Origin of the sequence: Kitasatospora sp. NPDC004745, assembly GCF_042873275.1 — a bacterium.
In the GTDB taxonomy this organism is placed as follows: domain Bacteria; phylum Actinomycetota; class Actinomycetes; order Streptomycetales; family Streptomycetaceae; genus Kitasatospora.
This window is the reverse complement of record NZ_JBIALK010000004.1, coordinates 354,153-378,827: the sequence shown is the minus strand read 5'-3', so window position 1 is coordinate 378,827 and position 24,675 is coordinate 354,153. Positions and strand designations below refer to the sequence as shown.

Below are 24,675 nucleotides of genomic sequence, written 5' to 3'. Positions count from 1 at the left end.
GGGCACTCCTGACCGAGGGGCCGAGAGGCGGTTGGGCGACAGCCGCACGCGTGGTGCACGACCGGCACCCTGCAAGACCCCCTGGACCCCGGCGCCAGCTTCCACCTCCCCTGTGGGGTGCCAGGGCGCGGGCCCGTGCCGGGGGCCCGTGGCCCGGTGCGGCCGCGGTCCGGGCGGGACCGCGGCCGAGCGTTCAACTGCCGTTCGCCGGCCGCACCGTCCGAAGTGGCGCGCCGGTTCCCGTCCGGCTGGGACTCTCCTGGGCGTTTCCCCGAGCCCAGGAGGCGGCAGTGGCACACCCTTCGGAGCACCCCACGCATCCCGCGCACCCGGCGCACCCGGCGCACCTCGCGCCCCCGGCACGCCCCTCGCGCCGGACGGTCCTGCGCACCGGTACGGCGGCCGGCGCCCTCGCCGCGCTGCCCGCGTCCACCCTGCTGTGGACCCGGCCGGCGATCGCCGGCACCCCCGGCCCCGAACAGATCCACCTGCAGTGGGGCGAGGAGCCCTCCCGCGAGATGACGGTCTCCTGGGCGACCGCCGGCAGCGTGCGCCGGCCCCGGGTCCGGATCGGCACCCCGCGCGGCGGCGCCGGCCACAGCGTCGACGCCGAGACGCGGACCTACGTGGACGGGCTCAACAAGGTCGAGACCTACACCCACCACGCCCGTCTGGACGGCCTGCGGCCCGACACCACCTACGTCTACGAGGTGCTGCACGACGGCTCCGACCCGGTGCGCGGCACCTTCCGCACCGCCCCCGCCCGCGGCCGGGCCGCCTTCCGCTTCACCAGCTTCGGGGACCTGGGCACCGGCGACGGCGTGTTCAAGAAGTCCTCGATCCACGGCGCCGCGGCCGTCCGCCAGGTGGAGCGGTTCGCGCCGCTGTTCCACCTCCTCAACGGCGACCTCGCCTACGCCAACAACAACACGGACCTCCAGCCGCAGTGCTGGAACGCGTTCATGAACAACCTGTCCACCTCCGCCGCGAACCGCCCGTGGATGCCCGCGCCCGGCAACCACGAGGTCGAGGCCGGCGGCGGGGACCTCGGCTACGCCTCCTACCTGACCCGCTTCGAGCTCCCCGACAACGGCACCCGCGACCACTGCGGCACCTGGTACAGCTTCCAGATCGGCGCGGTGCTCTTCGTCAGCCTCGACGGCAACGAGATCGCGGTCGAGGACGACGCCAGCATCGACCCGGCCACCGGGCTGTCCATCTACATCAGCGGCTACAGCGAGGGCGCCCAACTCCGCTGGCTGGAGCGGGTCCTGGCACGCGCCCGGCGCGGCCGCGAGGTGGACTGGATCGTCGTCAACCTGCACCAGTTCGCGATGTCCTCCTCGGCCGCCAGCCACGGCGGCGACATGGGCATCCGCGAGCACCTGCTGCCGGTGCTCGACCGCTACTCCGTCGACCTCGTGCTGGCCGGTCACGACCACGACTACGAGCGCACCCACCCGGTCCGCGGCACCGAGCCCGGCGGCCTGCTCACCCCGGCCGTCGCCGACGACGACCTGCGCCTGATCGACACCTCCAAGGGCACCGTCCACCTGATCCTCGGCGGGGGCGGCACCGCCGGGCACGACGACGTCTACCTGCCCACCGACCCCGACGGCGTGCGGCAGGCCTCGGTCCGCACCCAGCGCCTCACCTTCAAGGCCGACCCGGACGCGAAGGAGAAGGCGCACTGGTCCGCGGTCATCGACCCGGACACCGCCTTCCCCCACGGCGTCGCGGTGTTCGACGTCGACCCGGGCACCCTGCCGGGCGGCCGGACCACCATCACCGTCAGCTACTACCACTCGGCGCCCGCGACCGTCGCCGACCCGTTCCCCGTGCCGGTGCTCTTCGACCGCTTCACCCTCCGGCGCGACCGCAGCGACGGCCGGCACCGCCACGACGAGGACGGCGCCACCGACGCGCGGGCGGAGGCGGCCGCCGGCCGTTAGGGCGTGTCCGACCCGGGGTGTCACGCCGAGGGCGGGAGCGGGACGTCGGACCGGCCGACCTCCCGCTCCCGCCCTTCGGCGCGCGGTGGTCAGCCGAGCAGGAGGAACTTGGTGGAGGTGGCGCCCCGGTAGGTGCTGCAGTCGTAGTTCTGGGTGGTCTGGCTGTACGTGAAGCCGCTGGGGACGTCACAGGCCCAGAGGCCGCTGACCGGCTTGCGGAGGTGGAAGGCGTTCGACTGGACGCCCTGGGTGAGGCTGCAGGCGGTGCCCCAGGTGAGGTAGTCGTAGGTGAAGTCCGGCGTGCCCATGCAGGCGGTGAGACCGTCGTAGGGCTTGCGCAGGTGGTACTGGTTGGACGTCACGCCGGAGATCTGGCTGCAGGCACTGCCCCAGGTGATGGCGTCGTAGACGAAGCCGGGCGCGCTCTTGCAGGCCGTCAGGCCGTCGACGGGGGTCCGCAGGTGGAACTGCGGCGAGTTCCAGCTGCCGCCGCCGCTGCAGGAGCGGTTCATCGACACCTGGTCGTAGACGTACCCGGCCGGGACGTCGCAGGCCCAGGCGCCGTCGAGGCTGCTGGTGGTGGCCTGCGCCGGGGTGGCGGCGACCGCGCCGGAGAGCAGCAGGACGAGGGCCGCCAGTGCGGCGAGCACCAGACGGACGGGGCGGGTGTGTGCGGCGGGCATGTCTCTCCCAGGGTCGAGGCCGGACGAGGGGGGTGGCACGGGAACGACGGGGCGTGCGGTACCGGGCGGGCAACGGGAGTTGCGGCCCGCCGACGGTTCTAGCGCGGCGTGCTCACGGCCGCCTCGGGCGCCGGTCGAGGCGGGCGGCGCCGCCCGGCAGCGCGCCGCGGTGCCGTGACGCCGGACGGGCGGCGGCGGCCCGCGGGGGAGTGCCGCGGATCACACCGCGGATCGCCCGGTGCGCGAAATGCGCCGGACGCCGTGGCGGTTGGAACCGCACGTATTCCATGCACGTGCACATAACGTCCGCTACCCGCGAGGAACACCCATGACCGTCACCGCGTCCGCCGCCTCCCGCGCGGCCGAGATCCTCTCCCGTCCGGTCACCCTGAACGGCCTGACCGTCCCCAACCGCATCGTGATGGCGCCGATGACGCGCATGTTCTCCCCGGGCGGCGTCCCCGGCGCGGACGTGGAGTCGTACTACGCCCGCCGTGCGGCCGCGGGCGTGGGCCTGATCGTCACCGAGGGCACCTACGTCGGCCACGAGTCCGCCGGGCAGAGCGACCGGGTGCCCCGGTTCCACGGCGAGGAGCAGCTGGCGGGGTGGGCGAAGGTCGCCGAGTCCGTGCACGCGGCGGGCGGCACGATCGTGCCGCAGCTCTGGCACATCGGCATGGTGCGCAACCAGGGCGAGCCGCCCTACGCCGACGCCCCCGCCGTCGGCCCCTCCGGCCTGCGCCTCGACGGCACCGAGGGCGCCGGCCGGGCGATGACCCGGAGCGACCTGGACGAGGTCGTCGGCGCCTTCGCCGAGTCCGCCGCGGCGGCCGAGCGGATCGGCTTCGACGGCGTCGAGCTGCACGGCGCCCACGGCTACCTCGTCGACCAGTTCCTGTGGGCGGGGACGAACCGCCGCACCGACGCCTACGGCGGCGACCCGGTGGCCCGCACGAAGTTCGCGGCGGAGATCGTGGCCGCGGTCCGCGAGCGGGTCTCGGCCGACTTCCCGGTGATCTTCCGCTACTCGCAGTGGAAGCAGGAGGCGTACGACGCGCGGCTCGCCGAGACCCCGGAGGAGCTGGAGTCGATCCTGGCCCCGCTCGCCGCGGCCGGCGTCGACGCCTTCCACGCCTCGACCCGCCGCTACTGGGTGCCGGAGTTCGAGGGCTCGGACCTCAACCTGGCGGGCTGGACCAGGAAGCTCACCGGCCGGCCCACGATCACCGTCGGCTCCGTCGGCCTCGACGGCGACTTCATCCACGCGTTCGCCGGCGAGGGCGCGCCGGTCCAGGGCCTCGACAACCTGCTGGACCGCATGGAGCGCGACGAGTTCGACCTGGTCGCGGTCGGCCGTGCGCTGCTCCAGGACCCGGAGTGGGCGGCGAAGGTCCTCGGCGACCGGTTCTCCGAGCTGAAGCCGTACGACGCGGCGGCGGTGCGGACGCTCAGCTGACGCCCGTCGTCAGCCCGGCCCCGGCCCCGGCCGCCCGGCCCGTCGCGCGCAGCAGCGCGGCGGGCCGTCGCACGCCCCGGTGGTGGCCCGGGCCCGGGCCGTGGTGCGTCGCCCGGCCAGGCAGACGGGCAGACGGGCGGGCGGACGGCCAGGCCGCTCAGGCCGCCGGGCGCAGCACCGCCGCCTCCCGGGCCTCGTCGTAGCGGTGCAGCACGAGGCGGGCGACGGCCGGGTGGGCGGACAGCGGAGCGCTGGTCCAGGTCGCGGCGGTGGTGGCGGCGCGGCGGGCGAAGAAGCCGGGGGCGAGCAGGTAGCTGGCGAGCGCGGTGCGGGGGTGACCGGCCTCCCGGAGGGCGGCGACGGCCCGGTGCGGGGTGGGCTCGGCGGCGGAGAGGTGGGCGGGGGTGACGGTGCCGCCGAGGCGGGCGGCGAGCAACCGGGCCATCCGGGCGGTGTCGGCGAGGGCGGTCGGGTCGGTGGAGCCGGCGCCGGCGAGGACCACCGGGGCGCCGGGCGGGGCGCCGGCCTCGGCGAGGCGGTCGGCGAGGGCGTCGGCGAGCAGCGGGTGGGGGCCGAGCGCGGGGGCGAGGTGGGAGAGCGGCAGACGGGCGTCGGCCAGTGCCGCGGGCAGGTCGACCCGCACGTGGTGGCCGGTGCCGAGGAGGAGCGGGACGAGGACCGGCCGCGCGTCGGAGAGCCGGGCGAGGGCGTCGCCGAGCGAGGGGCGGGCGAGGTCCAGGAAGCAGCAGCGGACGGTCAGTCCGGGCCGGAGGGCGCGGACCAGCCGGAGCAGGGACCGGGTCGAGGCGGCGGCCACCGGGTCCCGGCTGCCGTGGGCGACGGCGAGCAGGACGGGCGGCATCAGCCGGCCGCCAGGCGGTAGCCGCGCTTGGGGACGGTGCGGATCAGGGCGGCGTGCGGCCCGAGCGCGGCCCGCAGCCGGCCGACGGCGGCCTCCACGGCGTGCTCGTCGGCGGTGGCGTCCGGCCAGGCGGCGCGCAGCAGCTCGGCGCGGCTGAGGACGCGGCCGGGCCGTTCGGCGAGGGCGCGCAGGACGGCGGCGCCGCGCGGGCTGAGCCAGTGGCTCTCGCCGTCGACCAGGGCGGCGTTTCCCTGCAGCGTCAGGACCGTTCCGGACAAGGCGAGTTCGCGCCTGCCGCGGTTGGGCAGGGTGTCGGCCAGCAGCCGGACCAGCGAGCCGAGCCGGCCGCGTTCGGGGTGGACGGCGGGCAGGCCGAGGTCGGTGAGCGGCCGGGCGCACAGGGCGCCGACGCAGACCGGCAGGACGTCGGTGCGCAGGGCGTCGACCAGTGCCTCGTACAGGCCCTCGGTCTCCGCGGTGGCCAGCAGGGCGGTGATGGCGGGGGCGCTGGTGAAGGTGAGCGCGTGCACCTGCCGGCGGACGGTCTGGTCGAGCAGGCGCCGCACCGCGCCCGGGTCCTCGGGCTGCGCCCACCGGTAGACCGGGACGGAGATGACCTCGGCGCCGCGTTCGCGCAGCGCGGCGGCGAAGGAGTCCAGGCGCACGCCGTGCTCCTGGACGGCGATCCGGCGCCCGGCGAGCGGGCGGGCGAGCAGCCAGGTGAGCAGCTCGTCGGTGGCCTCGGTGCCGGGGGAGTAGCCCTCGTCGAGCCCGCTGGCGCGCACCGCGCCGGTGGCCTTGGGGCCACGGCTGAGCACGACCGCGCCCCGGCAGGCCAGGGCGAGCTCCGCGCCCCGGCCCCAGCCCTCCGCGGCGCTCATCCAGCCGCGCCAGCCGACGCCGGTGGTGGCGACGACGTAGTCGAGCGGGCCGGCCAGGCAGCGGTCGGTGGCCGCGCGCAGGGCGAGGTCGTCCGCGAGGGGGAGGATGCGCAGCACCGGGGCCTCGACCACGTGGGCGCCGCGCCGGCTGAGCAGGGCGCTGAGCTCCTCGCGGCGGCGCGCCGCGGTGACCCCGACGGTGAAGCCGGTGAGCGGTCCTGGCTGGGTGAGGGTTGCCATGCCGGGAAGCGTGCGGTGCGCGTGTTACGGGGGCGTTGCCCGGCCGTCACCCACAGGTAAGCGAAACCGCGGCTCCGGTTACGGCGGATGTCCGGGAGCGCACCCGGTGGCCCGGGCACCGTGAGCGAGGCGTACCGCGCCCGCAACACCCGTGACCCGGACCGGAAACAGCGGGCGGTCAGATTTCCGGCATGACGACAAGCACCCACGACCGGATCCGGGACCTCGTCCTCGTCGGCCACGGCATGGTCGGCCAGCGCTTCCTGGAAGCCTGGACGGAGCAGCCCGCGGCACGCGGCTGGCGGGTCACGGTGCTCGCCGAGGAGCCCCGGCCCGCCTACGACCGGGTCCACCTCAGCTCGCTGTTCGACGGCAGCACCCCCGAGGACCTCTCGCTCTGCCCGGACGGCTTCGTCGCCGAGCGCGGCGTCGACCTGCGCCTGGGCGATCCGGTCACCGCGATCGACCGGACGGCACGGACCGTCACCACCCGCTCCGGCGCGACCGTCCGCTACGACGCGCTGGTACTGGCCACCGGATCCGTGCCGTTCGTGCCACCGGTGCCCGGCAAGGACGCCCCGGGCTGCCACGTCTACCGCACCGTCGAGGACGTGGCCGCGATCCGGGAGGACGCGGCCACGGCCGGCACCGGCGTGGTGGTCGGCGGCGGGCTGCTCGGACTGGAGGCGGCCGGAGCCCTGCGGGCCGGCGGACTGGCCACCCACGTGGTCGAGTTCGCGCCCCGTCTGATGGCCGTGCAGGTCGACGACGGCGGCGGCGCGGTGCTGCGCCGCAAGATCGAGGACCTCGGCGTGACGGTCCACACCGGCGCCGGCGCGAGCGCCGTGCTGACCGGCCCGGACGGGAGGGTGCGCGGCCTGGCCCTCTCCGACGGGCGGGAACTCGCCGCCGGGCTGGTGGTGTTCTCGGCCGGGGTGCGCGCCCGTGACCAGCTGGCCCGCGACTGCGGCCTGCCGGTCGGCGAGCGCGGCGGCGTCGTCGTCGACGCGCACTGCCGTACCGCCGACCCGGCCGTCCTCGCCGTCGGCGAGTGCGCCCAGGCCGTCGACGGCCGGGTGTACGGCCTGGTCGCCCCCGGCTACCAGATGGCCGAGACCGCGGCCCGCACCCTGGCGGAGCTCGACGGCGAGGGCGCCGGGCGGCTCGGCGAGGGCTTCACCGGCGCCGACACCTCCACCAAGCTGAAGCTGCTCGGCGTCGACGTGGCCAGCTTCGGCGACCCGCACGGCAGCGCCGAGGGCGCGCTCGACGTGCTGTACAGCGACAGCCGCAGCGGGGTCTACCGCAAGCTCGTCATCGGCGCGGACGGCGCGCTGCTCGGCGGCGTCCTGGTCGGCGACACCGACGCCTACGGCACCCTGCGCCCGCTCGCGGTGGCCGGCAAGCCGCTCACCGTCGCCCCCGAACAGCTCGTGCTGCCGGCCGGGTTCGGCGCCGCGGGCCCGGTGGCGCTGCCCGACGACGCGGTGCTCTGCTCCTGCCACAACGTCACCCAGGGCGCCGTCCGCGCGGCCGTCCGCGAGCAGGGCTGCGACGGCGTCGCCGCGGTCAAGAAGTGCACCCGGGCCGGCACCGGCTGCGGCAGCTGCCTCAAGCAGCTCGGCACCGTCGTCACCGAGGAGCTGGAGGCCGCAGGCGTCAGCACCGCCAAGGGGCTCTGCGAGCACTTCGCCCACACCCGCGCCGAGTTGTACGAGATCGCCAGGGTCACCGGCGCCACGACCTTCTCGGAGCTGCGCGACCGCCACGGCTCCGGTGAGGGCTGCGAGGTCTGCAAGCCCACCGTCGCCTCGATCCTGGCCAGCCTCGGCAACGGCCACATCCTGGACGGCGAGCAGGGCGCCCTGCAGGACTCCAACGACCACTTCCTGGCCAACCTCCAGCGCAACGGCTCCTACTCGGTGGTGCCCCGGGTGCCCGGCGGCGAGATCACCCCCGAGGGCCTGATCGTGATCGGCGAGATCGCCCGGGACTTCGGCCTCTACACCAAGATCACCGGCGGACAGCGGATCGACCTCTTCGGCGCCACCGTGGACCAGCTCCCGGTCATCTGGAGCAGGCTGGTCGACGCCGGCTTCGAGTCGGGCCACGCCTACGGCAAGGCGCTGCGCACCGTGAAGTCCTGCGTCGGCGAGACCTGGTGCCGCTACGGGGTGCAGGACTCCACCGCCCTCGCCATCGAACTGGAGCTCCGCTACCGGGGGTTGCGTTCCCCGCACAAGCTCAAGTCCGCCGTCTCCGGCTGTGCCCGGGAGTGCGCCGAGGCCCAGAGCAAGGACTTCGGCGTCATCGCCACCTCGGCCGGCTGGAACCTCTACGTCGGCGGCAACGGCGGCATGACCCCGCGGCACGCCGACCTGCTCGCCGCGGACCTCGACCGCGAGACCCTCATCCGCACCATCGACCGCTACCTGATGTTCTACATCCGCACCGCCGACCGGCTGGAACGCACCTCGGTCTGGCTGGAGCGACTGGAGGGCGGCCTCGACCACCTGCGGGCCGTCGTCCTCGACGACTCGCTCGGCATCGCCGCCGAGCTGGACGACCTGATGGCCCGTCATGTCGGCGCCTACCAGGACGAATGGGCGCAGACCCTCGCCGATCCCGACCGGATGCGGCGCTTCTCCTCCTTCGTCAACGCCCCGGGCACCCCCGACCCCGCGGTGACCTTCGTCCCCGAACGCGGCCAGATCCGCCCCGCCCGCCCCGGCGAGGCCGGACAGACCCTCACCGCCCCGGTCCTGATCGCCGGGGCCCGACTGGAGGTGGTCACCCCGTGACCGTACAGATCCACGACGGTACCGCCTGGCGGACCGCCTGCGCCCTGGAGGACCTGCAACCCGGCCGCGGAGTGGCCGTGTTGCTCCCCGCCGCAGGACAGATCGCGCTGTTCCGCGACGCCGCCGGCACGCTGTACGCCGTCGACAACCTCGACCCGTTCAGCGGCGCGCAGGTGCTCTCCCGCGGTCTGCTCGGCAGCCGCGGCGACCGGCCGACCCTCATCTCGCCGATGTACAAGCAGGTCTACGATCTCACCGACGGCCGCTGCCTGGACGAGGACACCGCCCCCGACGGCGCTCCCGCCGTCCTGCGCCGCTGGCCGGTACGGATCGCCCCGGACGGACTCGCCCCGGAAGGAGAGGCGGCATGACCACCGTCGCCGACGTCAGACAGCCCGCAGCGCTCAGCGGTTGGGATCCGGAGGACGAGGAGTTCTGGGCCCGTGCCGGGGCCCGGATCGCCCGGCGCAACCTGGTCTTCTCCGTCCTCTCCGAGCACATCGGCTTCTCGGTGTGGAGCCTGTGGTCGGTCCTCGTCCTGTTCCTCGGGCCCGAGTACCACATCGACACCGCGGGCAAGTTCACCCTCACCGCGCTGCCGACCGCGCTCGGCGCCCTGCTGCGGCTGCCCTACGCCTTCGCCGTCGCCCGCTTCGGCGGGCGCAACTGGACGGTGGTCAGCGCACTGCTGCTGCTCGTCCCCACCGCGCTCGCCGCCCTGGTGCTGGAACCCGGGGTCTCCTACGGGACGATGCTCGCGGTGGCCTGCGTGGCCGGCGTCGGCGGCGGCAACTTCGCCTCCTCGATGGCCAACATCAACGCCTTCTACCCGCACCGGCTCAAGGGCTGGGCGCTCGGCGTCAACGCCGGCGGCGGCAACCTCGGCGTCCCGGCCGTCCAACTGCTCGGCCTCCTCGTGCTGGCCACCGCCGGCGCCGCCCACCCGCGGCTGCTGCCGCTGATCTACCTGCCGCTGATCGTGCTCGCCGCGGCCGGGGCGTGGTGGCGGATGGACAACCTCGCAGTCTCCCCGGCGGGGGAGGGCCGGGCGCTGCGCGAGGTCGCCCGCGACCCGTACGGCTGGGCCGTCTCCACCCTCTACATCGGCACCTTCGGCTCCTTCATCGGCTTCGGCTTCGCCTTCGGGCAGGTGCTCCAGGTGCAGTTCCACGCGCGCTTCGACACCCCGGTCAAGGCCGCCGCGCTCACCTTCCTCGGGCCGCTGCTGGGTTCGCTGCTGCGCCCGGTCGGCGGGCGGCTCGCGGACCGCTTCGGCGGCGCCCGGGTCACCCTCGCCACCTTCGCGGCCATGGGCGCCGGGACGGCCGTGGTGATCACCGCCTCCCGGGCCGGCTCGCTGCCGCTGTTCCTCAGCGGGTTCATCGCCCTGTTCGTGCTCAGCGGCATCGGCAACGGCTCGACGTACAAGATGATCCCCGCCCACTACCAGGCCCTCGCGCGGGCGGCGGTCGCGGCCGGGGCCGACCCGGCGGCCGCCGAGGCCGACTCCCGGCGCCGAGCCGGCGCGCTGATCGGCCTCGCGGGCGCGGTGGGGGCCTTCGGGGGCGTCCTGGTGAACCTGGCGTTCCGGCAGTCCTTCCTGGCCAGCCACAACGGGGACGCCGCCTACCTGGGCTTCCTCGCGGCGTACCTGGGGTGCTCGGTGCTCACCTGGGCGGTGTGGCTGCGCCGGCGCTGAGGTCCGTGGCCCGCCCCGGGGCCGCTGGGCCGTCCGTGCGACGACCGGACGGCTCGGCGCGCGGGCCGACGGCCGGGAGGCTAGCGTCGGCCGCAACACGTCCTCGGATCCGGGAGGTTGGCAGTGCAGCGGTGGCTCGTCCTGACGGTTCTCACCACGGCCCTCACCGGCCTCACGGCGCCGGCCCTGGCCGCCGACCCCGATCCCGGCTCCGACCCGGTCGCCGCGGCGCCCGTCACGGTGCCGGTCGCCGATCCCTCGGCGCCGACCGACCCGGTGCCGACGGATCCGGCACCGACGGATCCGGCACCGACCGACCCGGCACCGACCGACCCGGTGCCGGTCACGGACCCGGTGCCGCCCGCCACGGCGGTCACCATCGGCGACGTCCTGATCGACCCGAAGATCCCCGGCCGGGTCCGCTTCAACGTCGGCTACCTCTGCGGGGTCGCCGGCGGGGCCCGCTCGCTGACCGTCTCGGTGGAGCAGAAGGACCCGGAGGACTCCTCCTCGATCGCCTTCGGCTCCAGTCGGACGGCCGAGGCCGACGTCGTCTGCGACGGGACGCCGCAGCAGCGGCAGCTGATCGTCCAGTCCAAGACGGTCAACTGGATCCCGGGCGCACCCGCGACGGTGATCGCCACGGTCGCCGACATCGGCTCCACGCCGCCGGCCTCCGCCGACGCGCGCGCGGTGAACCTCGCCGTCGCCCCGGCGCCGGCCTCCTGACCCCGCCGGACCGCCCCGGCCGCCACCCGACGTGCGGGTGGCGGCCGGCGGCGTGCCCGGGGTGCGGCCGGAGGCGGGAGCGGCGGGCGAGAAGCGGCCGGGGCGGCTCGTCAGTCCGCCGCGTGGACCAACTCCCCGCCCACGTAGGTGCGCAGGACCCGGGCGTCGGCGATCTCCGCGGCCGGGGCGGTGAGGATGTCCCGGTCGAGGACCACCAGGTCGGCGAGCCGCCCGGCCGCGAGGACGCCCGCGTCGTCGTGGCCGTTCACGTGCGCCGACCCGGCCGTGTAGGCGGCGATCGCGGAGGCCAAGTCGAGGCGCTGCTCGGGCAGGAAGACCCGGCCGTCGGAGGCCCCCGGCTCCATCCGGTTGACGGCCACGTGCAGGCCGGCCAGCGGGTCCGGGCTGCTCACCGGCCAGTCGCTGCCCGCGGCCAGGGTCGCCCCCGCGCGTTGCAGCGCGCCGAACGGGTACTGCCAGGCGGCGCGCTCCGGGCCGAGGAACGGGATCGTCAGCTCGTCCATCTGCGGCTCGTGGGCGGCCCACAGCGGCTGGATGTTGGCGATCGCGCCGAGCCGCGCGAAGCGGTCGACGTCCTGCGGGTGGACCACCTGCAGATGGGCGAGGTGGTGCCGGGTGTCCCGCCACCCGTTGGCCGCGCGGGCGGCCTCGACCGCGTCCAGCGCCTCGCGCACCGCCCGGTCGCCGAGGGCGTGGAAGTGCACCTGGAAGCCGAGGGCGTCCAGCTCGGTGACGTGGCCGCGCAGGGCGAGCGGATCCACGAAGCTGAGGCCGGAGTTGGCGGTGGCGCAGCCGCAGCCGTCCAGGTACGGGCTGGTCATCGCGGCGGTGAAGTTCTCCGCGATGCCGTCCTGCATGATCTTCACCGAGCCGGCCCGGAACCGGCCGTGGCTCAGTTCGCTGCGGCGGGCCACGAGTTCGGGGATCTGCTCGGATCCCCGTTCGCGGTCCCACCAGAGCGCCCCGGTGACCCGGGCGGTGAGCGTGCCGGCCCGGGCGGCGGCCAGGTAGGCGTCGGACGGGTCGGGCTGCCCGTTGAACTCGCCGAGCAGCGCGTCCTGCCAGCCGGTGATGCCCAGCGAGTGCAGCAGCCGCTGCGCGCGCAGCAGCCCGGCGAGCCGCTCGGCGGCGGTGGCCGGCGGGACCAGCCGGGCGACGAGCGCGGTGGCGCCTTCCTGCAGGGTGCCGCCCGGGGTGCCGTCGGCCTCGCGCTCGATCCGTCCGTCCGCCGGGTCGGGGGTGTCCCGGGTGACGCCGGCGAGCTCCAGGGCGCGGGTGTTCGCCCAGGCGCCGTGGTGGTCGCGGTTGGTGAGGTACACCGGGCGGTCCGGGACGACGGAGTCCAGCAGCCGGCGGCTCGGCAGGCCGCCGTCGAAGCTCTCCATCGACCAGCCGCTGCCGGTGATCCAGGCCTGCTCCGGGTTGGCCTCGGCGTAGGCGCGGATCCGCTCCAGGTAGTCGGCGACGCCGACGGTGCCGGTGAGGTCGCAGCCGGCCAGCTCGGAGCCGCCGTAGACCGCGTGGACGTGCGCGTCCTGGAAGCCCGGCAGCAGCAGCCGGCCGGTGAGGTCCACGACCTCCGTGCCCGGCCCGATCAGCTGCCGGACCTCGTCGTGGCCGACGGCGGTGATCCGCTGTCCGGTCACGGCCAGGCTGGTCGCCCGGGTGCGGGCGGCGTCACCGGTGTGGATCGGGCCGTGGGTGAAGACCAGATCGGCATCGGTCATGGGTGGTGCTCCGTTCTCGGGGGATCAGGGTGGGGCGTCCGGCGGCCGCCGGGCGTCAGCCCGCGTCGCGCAGGAAGTACGGCGAGCGGCGCCGCCAGCGGGCCCAGGCCGCGGCCGGCAGCCCGGTGACGACCATCAACGCCGTCACCGTCAGCTCGAACCACCCGTTGTCGGCGGCCAGTTCGAAGTGGTCGGCGGAGTCGTAGAACGACCAGGCGAGGTAGCCGCCGACGGCGAGCAGCGCCGCGGCGCCCAGCAGCGGACCGACCACCGCCCGCAGCGCCTCGCCCACGCCGGCCCGCAGCAGGTGGCGGAACCGGACGGCCGCGGCCACGGCGGTCAGCGCGTAGTAGAGGGCGACGACGATGCCGATCGCGTTGACGGCGGCGGATATCAGGTCGTTGACGGTCGGGATGACCAGTGAGGCCACGGCCAGCAGCGCGGCGACGCCGGTGATCAGCAGGGTGCCGACGGCGGGGGTGGCGTGCCGCGGGTGCAGCCGGGTCCAGACCGGGCCGAGGACGCCGTCGCGGCCCATCGCGTACATCCCGCGGGCGGTGGGGATCACCGAGGACTGCAGCGAGGCGACGGCGGAGAACATCAGGGCGATCAGGGGCAGCGCGGCGAGCGGCTGGCGGGCCAGCGCGGCGCCGAAGTACGTCAGCCCGTGCGCGCCGTTGTCGGCCAACTCGCCCAGTGGGAGGACCCGTTGGAAGGCCGTTCCGGCGAGCAGGAACAGCAGCATCATCACCACCAGGGCGACCATGCCGCCGCGTGAGGCGTCCCGGGGGTCGCGCACCTCCTCGCCGACGCTGAACACCGACTCGAAGCCCCAGTAGCAGAACACCGCGAGCACCATGCCCTGGGCGAGCGCGTCGAAGGACGGGATGTCGAACGGGTTGAACCACTGCAGCGAGAACGGCTGGTCGCCGGCGAACAGCCCGTACCCGCAGAAGCCGATCAGCACCACGTACTCGAAGACCAGCAGCGCCTTCTGCAGGCGGGCGGCGAGGTCCAGCCCGCGCACGGCCACCAGCGCCGCCCCGACCAGCACGACCAGGCCGAGCAGCGTGCACTGCACGGTGGAGTCCGCGTCCAGCCGCAGCCCGGCGACGCTGCGCAGGTGCGCCTCGTCGAGCAGCTGGATGACGGCGGAGCCGGTGACGGTCGTGGTGTACGCCATGAAGACGATCGTGCCGACGGTGTTCACCCAGCCGGTCAGGAATCCGAGCCAGGGGCTGAGCGTGCGGCCCACCCAGCGGTAGCTGCTCCCGGCGTCCGGGTCGACGGCGTTCAGCCGCCCGTAGCCGCCGGCGATGGCCAGCACCGGCAGGAAGGCCAGCAGCATGATCGCCGGCAGGTGCAGGCCGACCACGCCGGCCATCAGCCCGAGGCCGATGCCGATGCTGCTGGTGGCCGCCGTACTGGAGGCGGCGATCGCCGCCCCGTCCAGCAGCCCGATGGACTTGCGCATCTCGACACGGCTCGCGTCCGCTCTCGGACCGGCACTCTCGTCGTTCACCGTCGATGCCAACGGATCACCGCCTTGGTCGTGGGGGGTGTGCGGGGGGTGCGGTCATGAAACCGGTGCCGCGCAAACACGTCAATGCCGTTGTCATAAGAACCCCGGGCCCGGGGTGCCAGGCCCGATTCCGGGCGCCGGGCGCCGGGGTAGGCGGGTGAGCAGGGCTGCTGTCGGGCGCCAGCTTGTTCTACAGTGCTGTAGAACAAGCTGGAGAGGGAACGGGGACGCGCATGGACAGGCCGCTTCGACTGCCGCAGCAGGACCGGGCCGACTTCGAGACGGTGCTGGGCCGGGTGCTCGCCGGGCCGCAGGTGCGGGCGGCCCTGCGGGCGGCGGGCGGCGAGGCGGGCGGGGTCGAGCGGCTGCGGCGCAGCGCCCGGGAGAACGCGGAGTTCGTCCTGGCGGCCGCGGCCCCGGAGTACGAGCGGTACGCGGCGCTGCGCGCGGACGCCGATGCGGTGGCGCGGCTCCCGGTGGACGGCCCGGAGCGGGGGCGGGTCGCCGGGTGGTGGGGGGTGCTGGCGGTGATCGTGCCGGTGGTGGCCGGGGCGGCCGCCGGGGTCCTGTTGCTGCTCGGGTACGTCCTGGGGCTCGACGAGGACGTGGAGGTGCTGGGGCACGCGCTGGTGGGCGCCGGGTGGGTCGCGGCCGGGGTGGCGGCGGTGGCGCTGGCGGTGGGCGGGTTCGGGCTGCTGGGGGCGGCCTCGCGCTCCGGTGCGGGCGAGGCCGGCCAGGAGCCCGGCGCCGTGGGCGAGTTGGCCTCGGCGCGGGACGCCTGGCGGGCCGCGCTGGCCGAACGCGGACTGATGCCGTTCCTGCTCGCGCAGGTGAACGCGGGGGCGCCCGGTCAGCGGCGCTGACCGGGCCCGCGGCCCCGGGCGGTGTCGACCAGCAGGTGGGCGGCGTCCAGCGGGACGGCGAGCCGGCGGGCGATCCAGGGGGCGCTGCGGCCGGTCCGGGCGAGCATCCAGGCCGAGTACAGCTGGCCCAGCTGGGGCGCGTGCGGGCAGAGCAGGAGGGGCCGGACGGCGTCCATCGGGAAGTCGTGCAGCGCCTCGGCGCTGTACTCGCGGCCGTTGGGGCCGGGCGGCGGGAGCGGGAGCGGCCGGCGGGCGTCGAGCCAGCGGCCGAACAGGACGGCGCCGACGGCGAGCAGGCCGGAGCCGGAGGCGCCGATCAGGATGGCGTGGATGACGGGGCGGTCCTCCTCCTCGGCGAGGCCGAGGGCGAGCTCCTCGGCGACGAGCAGGGCGAGGACGGTGAGCAGGACCGCGGCCTCGCCGGGGCGCGGGTAGGGCCGGGACGTCGTCATGGGGTGCCTCATTCCGCGGCTGTGCGGACCGGGGTGGGGTGAGGGCGGCCGTGGGCGGCGTGGCGGAGCCCGCGGGGCCCTGGTTGTGACGTGGCGTCAGGCTGGTTGCGCGGAGGGCCGGTTCACCGTCTGGGAGAGGCGGACTCGGGGCTTCCGGAGCGGGGTCGGGGGTGCCGGCGGCCCGGACTGCTGGTGTCCATGCGTCTCGCCTCCTTCCGGTCGGGCGCGCCGCGCGGGCGCGTTCGTCGACGGGGCGGGTGCTTCCTCCCAGGCTCCGGACAGCATAGCCCGGCCCGTCGGCGAACTTCGACACGGCTGTCGAAGTTCGAGCCCGGTCGGACCGGCCCGCTGGACGATCGACCAGGTCGCGACGGGCGCGACTGGTGCGGGTGCCCACTCGTGCCGGCGGGCCGGCCCGGCTTCAATCGGCCTACCGAAGGAAATCGACCGGCCGGGGACGGTGCAGCGACATGGATCTGAACACGGTGGCGGAGGTGCGTGACGCCCGCCGCGGCGGCACCTGGCGGCCCGGCGACGCCTGGCTCGGCGGCGGCACCTACCTGTTCTCCGAGCCGCAGCCGCACATCCGCCGGCTGATAGACCTCGGCCGGACGGGCTGGGAGCCGCTCACCCCCACCCCCGAGGGCGGCCTGGAGATCGCCGCGACCTGCACGATCGCCCAACTGTCCCGCTTCGCCGAGACGCTGGACCGGCCGGCCGCGCCGCTGTTCGAGCAGTGCTGCCGGGCGTTCCTCGCCTCCTGGAAGATCTGGAACATGGCCACCGTCGGCGGCAACCTCTGCAACGGGCTGCCCGCCGGGCCGATGATCTCGCTGACCGCCGCCCTGGACGGGCGCTGCCTGCTGCGGGCCCCGTCCGGTGAGCAACGCAGCGTCCCGGTGGCCGAGTTCGTCACCGGAGCCGGCGTCAAGGACCTGCGGCCGGGCGAGCTGCTGCGCTCGATCACGCTGCCCGCCCGCGCACTCGAGAGCCGGACGGCCTTCCGGCAGGCCTCGCTCTACGGGCTGGGGCGGTCCGGCGCTCTGCTGATCGGCACCGTCGACCCGGTGGACGGCTCGCTGACCATCACCGTGACCGCCTCCACCGTGCGCCCGATCCGGCTCTGGTTCCCGCCCCGGCCCAACGCCGCGGCCGTCGAGGAGGCCGTCCGGGACGGCATCCGGGCGGAGGAGTACTTCGACGACATCCACGGGCTGCCCGCCTGGCGGCGCCACATGACCTTCCGCTTCGCGGAGCAGATCCGCGCCGAACTGGCCTAGGGCGTGCTCGGGTGTCAGCGGGCCGGCAGCGGGAGCGGCGCACCGTTGCGGGCCGGGAGCTCGAGCCGGGTCAGCAGCGCGGACGGCGCCACCTCGACGACCCGGCAGCCCGCGCGGTGCCGGCAGTACCGGGCCACCGAGCCGTGCCGCAGGCGCTCCAGGCGGCGGCGGGTGGCGGCGCCGAGGACGAGCAGGTCGTCCGCCCCGGTGACGGCGCCGACCAGCGCGGGCCCCGGCTCGGCGTCGACCACCAGCGGGTGGACGACCACCCCGGACGGGTAGCCGCCGTAGGCCTGCTCGAAGGCCACGTCCAGCCGCCGCCGCGCGGCGTGCTCCAGCTCGTCGCGCCCCCGGAGGTCGCCCCGCTCGCCCGCCGTCCACGCGGCGACGGGCACCAGCAGCGCCCGCGCGCGGGCCGCCTCCCCGACGGCGTGGTAGAGGGCGGCCAGGCTGCTCAGTGACCCGTTCAGGCCGACGATCACTCGGGTGGTCCCGGTCATGGCCGTTCGCCTCCGTCTGTCCGGTGCCGCACTCCCCGTTTCGGATGACTCCAGTGAACCCCGGAACCCGCCCGTCCGTACCGCTGTTGACACCACCATGACGCCCGCCGCACACCTCCTGACGGACTGCTGACGCCGGGGCCCGCACACGCCCGGGCGGCCCGCGGCACGGGCCGGTGCCGGTCCGTCCCGTCCCGACCCGGCCGGTGTCAGGGCGGCGTCAAGGTCGGCGGCCGGGGCGTAGGCCCTGCGTCAAGGACGGGTGCGGCCGGTGCGCGGAGGGTCTCCACTGGAGGAGCCCGGCCGCACGGCCGCCATCCGAAGGGACCGCACCATGACCACCGCGACCACCACCGCCGACACCGACGCGCCGCTGGGGCGCCCCGTCCGCCTGCTGCCCGTCACCGGCCGCCGGGACCGGCCCGAGCCGCCCGAGCCGTCCCCCGCGCCGGGCGTCGGGCCGGAGGGCGGCCACGACCGCACCCGGCCGGCGCACTGCCGGTTCGCCATGCACGTCGAGGACTGACCGGCACCGTCGAGGACCGACCGGCACCGTCCGCGCCAGGCGGGACCAGGCGGGGCCAGGTGGGACCGACCAGCACCGTCGACGCCCGTCGAGGACAGCCCCGAGCACCGACCCGACCGCGCGCCACCGGCACCACACCCACAGGAGCAGCCGTCATGACCCAGCTCAGCACCCCGGCCGTCCCCACCCCCGCCCCCGCGACGGCCGCCGAGGCCCTCGGCGGCCCCTGGCCGGCCTCGGCGCGGTCCGGCCCGGGCGGCGAGGTGCTGGTCGGCGGAGTCGGACTGGCCGAGGCCGCCGAGCGGTTCGGCACCCCGCTGTACGTGCTGGATGAGGCCGAGGTCCGTTCCCGGGCCCGGGCCTACCGCCGGGCGCTGCCGCACGCCGAGGTGCTGTACGCGGCGAAGGCCTTCCTGTGCAGCGCGATGGCCGACTGGGTCGCCGAGGAGGGCCTGGGCCTCGACGTCTGCTCCTCCGGCGAGCTCTGGCTGGCCGCCTCGGCCGGCTTCCCCCCGCAGCGGATCCTGCTGCACGGCAACGCCAAGTCGCCGGAGGAGCTGCGGCTGGCACGGCGGCTGCGGGTCGGCCGGATCGTCATCGACGGACCGGCGGAGATCGCCCGGCTGGCGGCGCTGGTCGCCGCCGACGCCCCGCAGCGCGTGCTGGTCCGGGTGGTGCCCGGGATCGCGGCCGGGCACCACCCGGCGGTGCGGACGGGCGTCGGCGGGCAGAAGTTCGGCTTCCCGGTGGACGGTGGCGACGCGGCCGGGGCGATCGCCCGGGTCCTGGACCAGCCCGGGCTCGAACTGGTCGGCCTGCACTGTCACCTGGGCTCGCAGATCACCGCGGTGGAGCCCTACCTGGAGGCGGTGGACGCCCTGGTGCGGCTGCTCGCCGAGGTGCGGGAGCGGCACGGCGTCGTCCTGCCCGAGCTGGACCTCGGCGGCGGCCACGGCATCCGCTACCTGCCCGGGGACGCGGAACTGGACGTCGCGGACTTCGCCGCCCGGGTGACGGAGCGGCTGGCGCTGCGCTGCGCCGGGGCCGGCCTGGCGGTGCCGCGCCTGGTCGTCGAGCCGGGCCGGGCACTGGTCGGGCCGGCCGCGGTGGCGGTCTACCGGGTGCTGTCGGTGAAGCACACGGCGGACGGCCGCTGCTTCGCGGCGGTGGACGGCGGCATGAGCGACAACCCGCGCCCGGCGCTGTACGGATCGCCGTACAGCGTGCGGCTGGTGGGGCGGCGGTCGACGGCCGGGGAGGTCCGGGTGGACGTGGTGGGCCGGCACTGCGAGGCCGGCGACGTGCTGGTGCGGGACGCCGTCCTGCCCGCCGACCTGCGGCCGGGGGACCTGCTGGCGGCGCCCGCGGCGGGCGCGTACCAGCTGTCCATGGCCTCCGGCTACAACCTGGTGGGCCGTCCGGCGGTGGCGGCGGTGAAGGACGGCCGGGCGCGGCTGCTGATCCGCCGCGAGACCGTGGAGGACTTCCGCGCCCGGGAGGTCGGCCGCTGACCCGCGGCCGCCGGACCGCCGGCCCCGGCCCCCGACGGACCGGCCGCCATCCGCCCGCCCGCCCGCCGGCCGCCCGGAAAAGCAGGTGAGCGAACCGTCCGCCGCAGCTAGGGTCCCGTCCGTGACGGACTGGCCGGAGATCTACGAAACCGACTGCGCCCTCCCACCGGGGCGCCCCCTGGACGACCTGGTGGCGGAGCTGGCGGCGGCGCTGGGCGATCCGGACCCTGCGGTCCGGGACGGCCACCCCTACGCGGTGCTGGAGACCTGGATCGCGCGCGGGGTGATCGACCGCGACCGGCGTCTGGCGCTCGGCGACCTGATGGCGGCGCGGCTCACCGACCCGCGGGTGCAGGCCCGGACGTTCGCCCCGCTCGTCCTGACGATGATCGTGGGCCGGGGCGACCTCCGGCCCGCCTGGGTCGAGGCGTTCACCGCCTGGTACCGCTCGGAGACCGATCTGCGGGGCCACGACGCCGCGCTCGGCTGGCTGCACGCCGTGGCGCACGGCGCCGACCTCCTGGCGGCCCTCGGCCGGAGGCCCGAGGTCGACCCGGAGCCGTTGCTCGCGCTCGCCGCCGAGCGGCTGGTCACCCCGACCGACCACCTGTTCGCCCAGCGGGAGGACGACCGGCTCGCCAAGGCGCTCGCCTTCGTGCTGACCCGCGCCGACCTGACCGCGGAGCGGTCGACGGCCTGGCTGTCCCCGGTCGGGGCCGCCCTCGCCGCTCGGGAGGGAGGGCCGTTGCCGTTCTGGGTCTCCAACACCGTCCGCACCCTGCGCGCCCTGTACGTGGTGGCGGATGTCGGTGTCTCCGCGCGGCGCGGCGAGCCCCGCACACCGCTCACCCACGCCGAGGCGGTCAAGTCCCGGCTGGCCGAGGTGTCGGACCAGGTCTTCCCGTATCTGCCGTGAGGCCTGCGCGCAAAGGGCAATGACGGAGCGTCAGAAGCGGTGCGTGCCGAGGTCGCGGACGGTGTCGGCGAGCGCGCGGATCGCCTCGTTCTCCGACGCGGTCCGCCAGACCAGCGCGTAGGAGAGGGCCGCCAGGTCGGGGACGGGTATCCAGCGGATGTTCGGCATGCCCCAGTGCCGGGTGACGTGGCTGGGGAAGCCGTGGACGATCTCGCCCATGCCGACCCGGTTGATCAGCTCCTCCGCGTTGGTCACCGGTTCGCCGCGCTCGATCGCCCGGCCCCGGGAGGTGTGGAAGGGCAGGTAGCCGTCCTCCCAGTAGTCCGGCATCGCGGGCGGCATGGCGTGCTGGAAGTCGGCGAACATGTCCAGCCGCGCGGTGGTCCGGTCGGCGAGCTCGTGGTCGGCGGACACGGCGAGGATCCGGGGGTCCGTCAGCAGGACCGGGCCGACGGTGAAGTCCGGTTCCTCCACGGGCAGCCAGACCACGAGGACGTCCAGGTCGCCGTCCCGGAGCCGGCCGAACGGATCGAGGTACACCAGCTGGCGGACCTCCAGCTCCCACTGCGGGTGCCGCCGGCGGAACTCCTTCCAGTAGCCGTGCAGGTCGACGACGTTGAACGGCATCATGCCGACGCGGAGCCGGCCGGTGGCGCCGCGCGCGGCCAGCCGGGCGCGGTCCAGGGACGCGTGCAGGCCCGCGTAGACCGGTTGCAGGTCGTCGCGCAGCTGGCGGCCGACGGCGGTCAGGCGCACGGTGCGGCTGGTGCGCTCGAACAGGGGGGCGCCGATGCGCCGCTCCTGCGTCCTGATGGCCTGGCTGACCCGGGCCTGGGAGAGCCGGACCCGTTCCGCGGTCCGGCCGAAGTGCAGTTCCTCGGCCAGCGTCAGGAAGATCTCGATCTCCCGAAGCTCCATGACGCCCCTCCCGGTGTCCCCTCCCGCCGGCCCGGCGGCCGCCGGGGCCGCAGAAGTATACGGTGATCGTTTCTCCTGCCCGGCCGGCTGTCGAGGGGTCAGAACCGCTTCTCCACGGGGGAAGCCGACGTGGTCGGGTCCCCGGCCGGCCGGCCGGGCCCGGCGCGCGGCGCCCCCGGTCGGCCGTTCAGGCCTTGCCCGGGGCGTCCCAGGCGTCGCAGTACTCGATGTGGATCTCGCGGGCGTTGCCGAGGACGCCGTCGTTGGTGTGCAGTTCCGTGCAGTAGTGCGGGCGTCCGGGGTGGAGCGGCGTGTGGACCGGGCCCTCGCGGGCGACGTCGAGGAAGTGCCGTGCCGTCTCCCGGAAGACCTTGGCGCTGCCGGTCATGAACAGCGTCTCGGCGTGGAGGTGCTGGTGGAACAGGTCGCGGTTCTCCCGGTGGTGCCGGGCCGCGAAGTCGGGCTCCGTGCCGGCGTCGTGGTCCGCCTCGGGCAGGTCCGCGGTCCCGGGGCGGCCGGGGCCGAGGCGGCCGCGCAGCTGCTTCCAGCGCGCGGGGGCGAACCGCAGCGAGTGGTGCAGGAGGACAAGGTCGAGGTACCGGCCGGCGCCGTCCGGTTCCGCCCCGGCCGGCGGGCGGTTGGCCCGCAGCGGCAGGTGGATCAGCGAGCGCGGTGAGCGGGCGGCGAGCAGCCACAGTCCGGCGACGGTCAGGGCGGCGGTGTGGTCGAGGTACGCGCCCAGGTACCGGTCGTGGTCGACGAGCAGGGCGCGGGCCGGCGGCCGGGCGGGCCGGAGGACCCGGAACTCGTCGGCTCCCAGGCGGGCCCGGTGGACGGCGACGGACAGTTTCACGGCTTCTCCGGTGTGCTGCTGCGGCGAGGGTGCTCGACCCCCGCGGTGTGCTCGAGCTCCCCGCGCGGGACGGCCCGCCCTCGGACTGTCCGGTGGGCGCGCACCGGTGCGGCGGCCGGCGGCCCCGCTCGGTATGACCATGATCACACCGAATCCCGGCTTCCCTGCACGGGCCCCCACCGCATCTGTCCCTGCGGGGGGTCTGTATGCCCACGAGTGAGTCGGAGGCGGGATTGTGCGTGCTGATCGGGCCGGCGGGGACGGGACGTCCGGGCGGCGTCGGTGGATCGACTACCCGCGCCGCGGGCGGCGCGGGGTGCGCCGCTGGCTGCCGTCCTGGCGGCTGCTGCTCCTGGTGTCGGGGGCCGCGGCGGCGGCGCCGGTCGGGCTGGTGGCCTGGTTCTTCGTCCGGACGGCCGTCCCGGAGGACCTGAACTCCTTCGCGACCCAGCAGAACAACGTCTACTACTGGGCGGACGGCACCGAGATGGCGCGGGTGGGCCAGATCAACCGGCAGGAGGTGCCGCTGGACCGGGTGCCGGAGCCGGTGCAGTGGGCCGTGCTGGCGGCCGAGAACGAGACCTTCTACGAGGATCCGGGGATCTCGCTCACCGGCATCGGCCGCGCGGTCGTGCAGATGGTCTCGGGCGGCGACACCCAGGGCGGCTCGACGATCACCCAGCAGTACGTCAAGAACATCTACCTGAACCAGCGCCAGGACGTGTCCCGCAAGGCGCGCGAGATGGTCATCGCGATCAAGCTGGACCACCGGATGAGCAAGCAGGACATCCTGGCCGGGTACCTGAACACCAGCTGGTTCGGGCGCGGCAGTTACGGCATCGAGCGGGCCGCGGCCGCGTACTACGGCAAGGACGTCTCGGAGCTCGATCCGAGCGAGGGGGCGTTCCTGGCCGCCGTGCTGAACGGGGCCGGGCAGTTCGATCCGGCGATCGGCGCGGACAACCGCCGCCGGGCCGAGGACAGGTGGTCCTGGATCCTGGACCGGATGGTCGAGGTCGGCCGGCTCTCCGCCGCCGAACGCGCCCGGTACACGGTCTTCCCCGAGCCGAGGCCGCAGCCGAGGGCGGCGGGGCTGAGCGGCCAGATCGGCTACCTGGTGGACATGGCCAGGAGCTACGCGGAGAGCCACGCCGACATCACCGCGGCCCAGTTCGACCTCGGTGGCCACCAGGTCTTCACCACTTTCGAGAAGCCGCGGGTCGATGCCCTGGCCGCGGCCGTGCAGGACGCCACCAGCGGCGTCGACCCCGGCCGCCGGGAGGCCGACCGGCTGCTGCGGGTCGGTGCCGCCTCGGTGGCCCTGGACGGGAGGATGGTCGCGCTGTACGGCGGCCCCGACTACCTCAAGCAGGGCTTCGACAACGCCAACGCCACGACGGTGCCGGTGGGTTCGGCCTTCACGCCGCTGGTGTACGCGGCGGGGCTCAGCCAGGGCGTGCAGCGCCGCCGGGGCGGCGCCCGCACCCCGGTGCTGCCCACGACGACCTACGACGGCGACAACGGCGTCAAGGTGATGACCCCGGAGGGGCCGTACTGGGGCAGCGACGGCAAGATCGTGAGGACCGTGAACGAGGGCGGCCGGGACTGGGGCACGGTGACCCTCAGGAACGCGGTGGAGCAGTCCGTCGACGGGCCGCTGGTGCAGCTCGGGATGGACGTCGGCCTGGAGCAGGTGCAGCGCACCGCCGTTGACCTGGGCCTGCTGCCGGGCAGCATGGGGGACCTGGTGCCGGCCTTCGCGGCCGGGAACTCCACCCCGAGCGCGATCCGGACCGCGGGCGCCTACACCGCCTTCGCCGGGGGCGGCAGCCGGACGGACCCGTACTCGGTGCTGAGGATCACCCGCAACGGCGAGCCGCTCGCGCTGCGCCTGCCGGCGCCGGTGCGGGCGCTGCCCGCGGCCGCCGCGCGGGAGGTGGACGCGGCGCTCAAGGGCGCGGTGCGCACCGGGAGCGCCCGCCCGGCGGCGGAGGCCGGGCCCGACCTGGCCGGGAAGCCCGGCACCACGCCGGACCGCACCGCCGGGTGGTGGGTCGGTTACGACGGGCGGACGTCCACGGCGGTGACGGTCTTCCGGGCGGACCTGAAGGACATGAAGCTGCTCTCCCTGGAGGGGGTGGGCGGCGCCGCCCCGGACACCCCGGACTCCGCCCTGCCGGGCCGGATCTGGACCTCGTACACCAGGGCGACCGGCGGCCGGTAGGGCGGTGGTGCCCGGCCGCGGCGGGCGGCGGTCCGGTGGCGCCCCCGCCGTCGCGGGCC

The 24,675-nt window shown here is 75.4% G+C and carries 21 protein-coding genes; 12 read left to right on the top strand and 9 right to left on the bottom strand.

All coding sequences use genetic code 11. From position 1 onward, the window contains the following. Positions 1-290 precede the first annotated feature (290 nt). A complete protein-coding gene (locus ACFYUY_RS10670) occupies positions 291-1,952 on the top strand; it encodes a purple acid phosphatase family protein (protein WP_387899908.1) in 1,662 nt (553 codons plus the stop codon). Between the two features lie 89 nt (positions 1,953-2,041). Here ACFYUY_RS10670 and ACFYUY_RS10665 read toward each other — a convergent pair whose 3' ends face one another. After that, on the bottom strand, positions 2,042-2,635 hold the full coding sequence (locus tag ACFYUY_RS10665) for a hypothetical protein (RefSeq protein ID WP_387899906.1): 594 nt from the start codon (positions 2,633-2,635) through the stop codon (positions 2,042-2,044). Between the two features lie 328 nt (positions 2,636-2,963). On the opposite strand from ACFYUY_RS10665, the gene ACFYUY_RS10660 reads away from it, so the two are divergent. After that, positions 2,964-4,091 carry an NADH:flavin oxidoreductase gene (locus ACFYUY_RS10660; RefSeq protein WP_360214912.1) on the top strand — a complete coding sequence of 376 codons (1,128 nt, stop codon included), beginning with the start codon at positions 2,964-2,966 and terminating at the stop codon, positions 4,089-4,091. Positions 4,092-4,248: 157 nt separating this feature from the next. Here ACFYUY_RS10660 and ACFYUY_RS10655 read toward each other — a convergent pair whose 3' ends face one another. Continuing rightward, a complete protein-coding gene (locus tag ACFYUY_RS10655) occupies positions 4,249-4,953 on the bottom strand; it encodes a sirohydrochlorin chelatase (protein WP_387899903.1) in 705 nt (234 codons plus the stop codon). After that, on the bottom strand, positions 4,953-6,074 hold the full coding sequence (locus tag ACFYUY_RS10650) for a uroporphyrinogen-III synthase (RefSeq protein WP_387899902.1): 1,122 nt from the start codon (positions 6,072-6,074) through the stop codon (positions 4,953-4,955). The genes ACFYUY_RS10655 and ACFYUY_RS10650 overlap by 1 nt, the downstream gene beginning before the upstream one ends. A 191-nt stretch (positions 6,075-6,265) precedes the next feature. Between ACFYUY_RS10650 and nirB the strand changes: the two genes are divergently transcribed. The 4 genes from nirB (at position 6,266) to ACFYUY_RS10630 (ending at position 11,303) form a co-directional block, all read left to right on the top strand. Further along, a complete protein-coding gene (nirB, locus tag ACFYUY_RS10645) occupies positions 6,266-8,875 on the top strand; it encodes a nitrite reductase large subunit NirB (protein WP_387899900.1) in 2,610 nt (869 codons plus the stop codon). After that, positions 8,872-9,246, top strand: a complete 375-nt coding sequence (gene nirD, locus ACFYUY_RS10640; RefSeq protein WP_360214900.1) for a nitrite reductase small subunit NirD — start codon at positions 8,872-8,874, stop codon at positions 9,244-9,246. Before nirB ends, nirD begins: the two co-directional genes overlap by 4 nt. Beyond that, positions 9,243-10,574, top strand: a complete 1,332-nt coding sequence (locus ACFYUY_RS10635) for a nitrate/nitrite transporter (protein WP_387899898.1) — start codon at positions 9,243-9,245, stop codon at positions 10,572-10,574. The genes nirD and ACFYUY_RS10635 overlap by 4 nt, the downstream gene beginning before the upstream one ends. 117 nt (positions 10,575-10,691) lie before the next feature. Then, positions 10,692-11,303, top strand: a complete 612-nt coding sequence (locus tag ACFYUY_RS10630) for a hypothetical protein (RefSeq protein WP_387899896.1) — start codon at positions 10,692-10,694, stop codon at positions 11,301-11,303. A 110-nt stretch (positions 11,304-11,413) separates the two neighbouring features. Here ACFYUY_RS10630 and ACFYUY_RS10625 read toward each other — a convergent pair whose 3' ends face one another. Next, on the bottom strand, positions 11,414-13,051 hold the full coding sequence (locus tag ACFYUY_RS10625; protein WP_387899894.1) for an amidohydrolase: 1,638 nt from the start codon (positions 13,049-13,051) through the stop codon (positions 11,414-11,416). Positions 13,052-13,106: 55 nt separating this feature from the next. Then, positions 13,107-14,525 carry an APC family permease gene (locus ACFYUY_RS10620; RefSeq protein WP_360214888.1) on the bottom strand — a complete coding sequence of 473 codons (1,419 nt, stop codon included), beginning with the start codon at positions 14,523-14,525 and terminating at the stop codon, positions 13,107-13,109. A 281-nt stretch (positions 14,526-14,806) separates the two neighbouring features. Between ACFYUY_RS10620 and ACFYUY_RS10615 the strand changes: the two genes are divergently transcribed. Continuing rightward, positions 14,807-15,436, top strand: a complete 630-nt coding sequence (locus ACFYUY_RS10615) for a hypothetical protein (RefSeq protein ID WP_387899892.1) — start codon at positions 14,807-14,809, stop codon at positions 15,434-15,436. On the opposite strand, the gene ACFYUY_RS10610 is transcribed toward ACFYUY_RS10615, so the two are convergent. Beyond that, a complete protein-coding gene (locus ACFYUY_RS10610) occupies positions 15,424-15,888 on the bottom strand; it encodes a hypothetical protein (protein WP_360214882.1) in 465 nt (154 codons plus the stop codon). The two genes, ACFYUY_RS10615 and ACFYUY_RS10610, sit on opposite strands and share 13 nt — an antisense overlap. Positions 15,889-16,358: 470 nt before the next feature. Here ACFYUY_RS10610 and ACFYUY_RS10605 point away from each other — a divergent pair, with 470 nt between their 5' ends. Further along, entirely contained in the window at positions 16,359-17,168 is an 810-nt protein-coding gene (locus ACFYUY_RS10605) for an FAD binding domain-containing protein (RefSeq protein ID WP_387899890.1), read from the top strand. A gap of 14 nt (positions 17,169-17,182) precedes the next feature. On the opposite strand, the gene ACFYUY_RS10600 is transcribed toward ACFYUY_RS10605, so the two are convergent. After that, positions 17,183-17,668, bottom strand: coding sequence for a universal stress protein (locus tag ACFYUY_RS10600; RefSeq protein ID WP_360214876.1), 486 nt, complete (start codon positions 17,666-17,668; stop codon positions 17,183-17,185). Between the two features lie 334 nt (positions 17,669-18,002). Between ACFYUY_RS10600 and ACFYUY_RS10595 the strand changes: the two genes are divergently transcribed. From ACFYUY_RS10595 to ACFYUY_RS10585, 3 genes are all read left to right on the top strand, one after another. Continuing rightward, positions 18,003-18,194 (top strand): hypothetical protein, encoded by a 192-nt coding sequence (locus ACFYUY_RS10595; protein WP_360214873.1) that lies wholly within the window; start codon positions 18,003-18,005, stop codon positions 18,192-18,194. 155 nt (positions 18,195-18,349) lie between these two features. After that, entirely contained in the window at positions 18,350-19,705 is a 1,356-nt protein-coding gene (gene lysA / locus ACFYUY_RS10590; protein WP_387899888.1) for a diaminopimelate decarboxylase, read from the top strand. Positions 19,706-19,826: 121 nt separating this feature from the next. Continuing rightward, positions 19,827-20,621 carry a DUF2785 domain-containing protein gene (locus tag ACFYUY_RS10585; RefSeq protein WP_387899886.1) on the top strand — a complete coding sequence of 265 codons (795 nt, stop codon included), beginning with the start codon at positions 19,827-19,829 and terminating at the stop codon, positions 20,619-20,621. A 30-nt stretch (positions 20,622-20,651) separates the two neighbouring features. Here ACFYUY_RS10585 and ACFYUY_RS10580 read toward each other — a convergent pair whose 3' ends face one another. Further along, entirely contained in the window at positions 20,652-21,539 is an 888-nt protein-coding gene (locus ACFYUY_RS10580) for a LysR family transcriptional regulator (RefSeq protein WP_360214867.1), read from the bottom strand. 187 nt (positions 21,540-21,726) lie between these two features. Next, complete coding sequence (locus ACFYUY_RS10575; protein WP_387899884.1) at positions 21,727-22,392, bottom strand: hypothetical protein; 666 nt, start codon at positions 22,390-22,392, stop codon at positions 21,727-21,729. Between the two features lie 235 nt (positions 22,393-22,627). Here ACFYUY_RS10575 and ACFYUY_RS10570 point away from each other — a divergent pair, with 235 nt between their 5' ends. Then, positions 22,628-24,616: a transglycosylase domain-containing protein gene (locus ACFYUY_RS10570; protein WP_387899882.1), complete on the top strand. Its 1,989-nt coding sequence runs from the start codon at positions 22,628-22,630 to the stop codon at positions 24,614-24,616. Positions 24,617-24,675: the final 59 nt, after the last annotated feature.

What these genes read in the sequence shown, in the direction of transcription:
- ACFYUY_RS10665 (WP_387899906.1), bottom strand. Translation starts at nt 2,635, where the DNA reads ATGCCCGCCGCACACACCCGCCCCGTCCGTCTGGTGCTCGCCGCACTG.
- ACFYUY_RS10660 (WP_360214912.1), top strand. Translation starts at nt 2,964, where the DNA reads ATGACCGTCACCGCGTCCGCCGCCTCCCGCGCGGCCGAGATCCTCTCC.
- ACFYUY_RS10655 (WP_387899903.1), bottom strand. Translation starts at nt 4,953, where the DNA reads ATGCCGCCCGTCCTGCTCGCCGTCGCCCACGGCAGCCGGGACCCGGTG.
- ACFYUY_RS10650 (WP_387899902.1), bottom strand. Translation starts at nt 6,074, where the DNA reads ATGGCAACCCTCACCCAGCCAGGACCGCTCACCGGCTTCACCGTCGGG.
- nirB (WP_387899900.1), top strand. Translation starts at nt 6,266, where the DNA reads ATGACGACAAGCACCCACGACCGGATCCGGGACCTCGTCCTCGTCGGC.
- ACFYUY_RS10635 (WP_387899898.1), top strand. Translation starts at nt 9,243, where the DNA reads ATGACCACCGTCGCCGACGTCAGACAGCCCGCAGCGCTCAGCGGTTGG.
- ACFYUY_RS10625 (WP_387899894.1), bottom strand. Translation starts at nt 13,051, where the DNA reads ATGACCGATGCCGATCTGGTCTTCACCCACGGCCCGATCCACACCGGT.
- ACFYUY_RS10620 (WP_360214888.1), bottom strand. Translation starts at nt 14,525, where the DNA reads ATGCGCAAGTCCATCGGGCTGCTGGACGGGGCGGCGATCGCCGCCTCC.
- ACFYUY_RS10615 (WP_387899892.1), top strand. Translation starts at nt 14,807, where the DNA reads ATGGACAGGCCGCTTCGACTGCCGCAGCAGGACCGGGCCGACTTCGAG.
- ACFYUY_RS10610 (WP_360214882.1), bottom strand. Translation starts at nt 15,888, where the DNA reads ATGACGACGTCCCGGCCCTACCCGCGCCCCGGCGAGGCCGCGGTCCTG.
- ACFYUY_RS10605 (WP_387899890.1), top strand. Translation starts at nt 16,359, where the DNA reads ATGGATCTGAACACGGTGGCGGAGGTGCGTGACGCCCGCCGCGGCGGC.
- ACFYUY_RS10600 (WP_360214876.1), bottom strand. Translation starts at nt 17,668, where the DNA reads ATGACCGGGACCACCCGAGTGATCGTCGGCCTGAACGGGTCACTGAGC.
- ACFYUY_RS10595 (WP_360214873.1), top strand. Translation starts at nt 18,003, where the DNA reads ATGACCACCGCGACCACCACCGCCGACACCGACGCGCCGCTGGGGCGC.
- lysA (WP_387899888.1), top strand. Translation starts at nt 18,350, where the DNA reads ATGACCCAGCTCAGCACCCCGGCCGTCCCCACCCCCGCCCCCGCGACG.
- ACFYUY_RS10580 (WP_360214867.1), bottom strand. Translation starts at nt 21,539, where the DNA reads ATGGAGCTTCGGGAGATCGAGATCTTCCTGACGCTGGCCGAGGAACTG.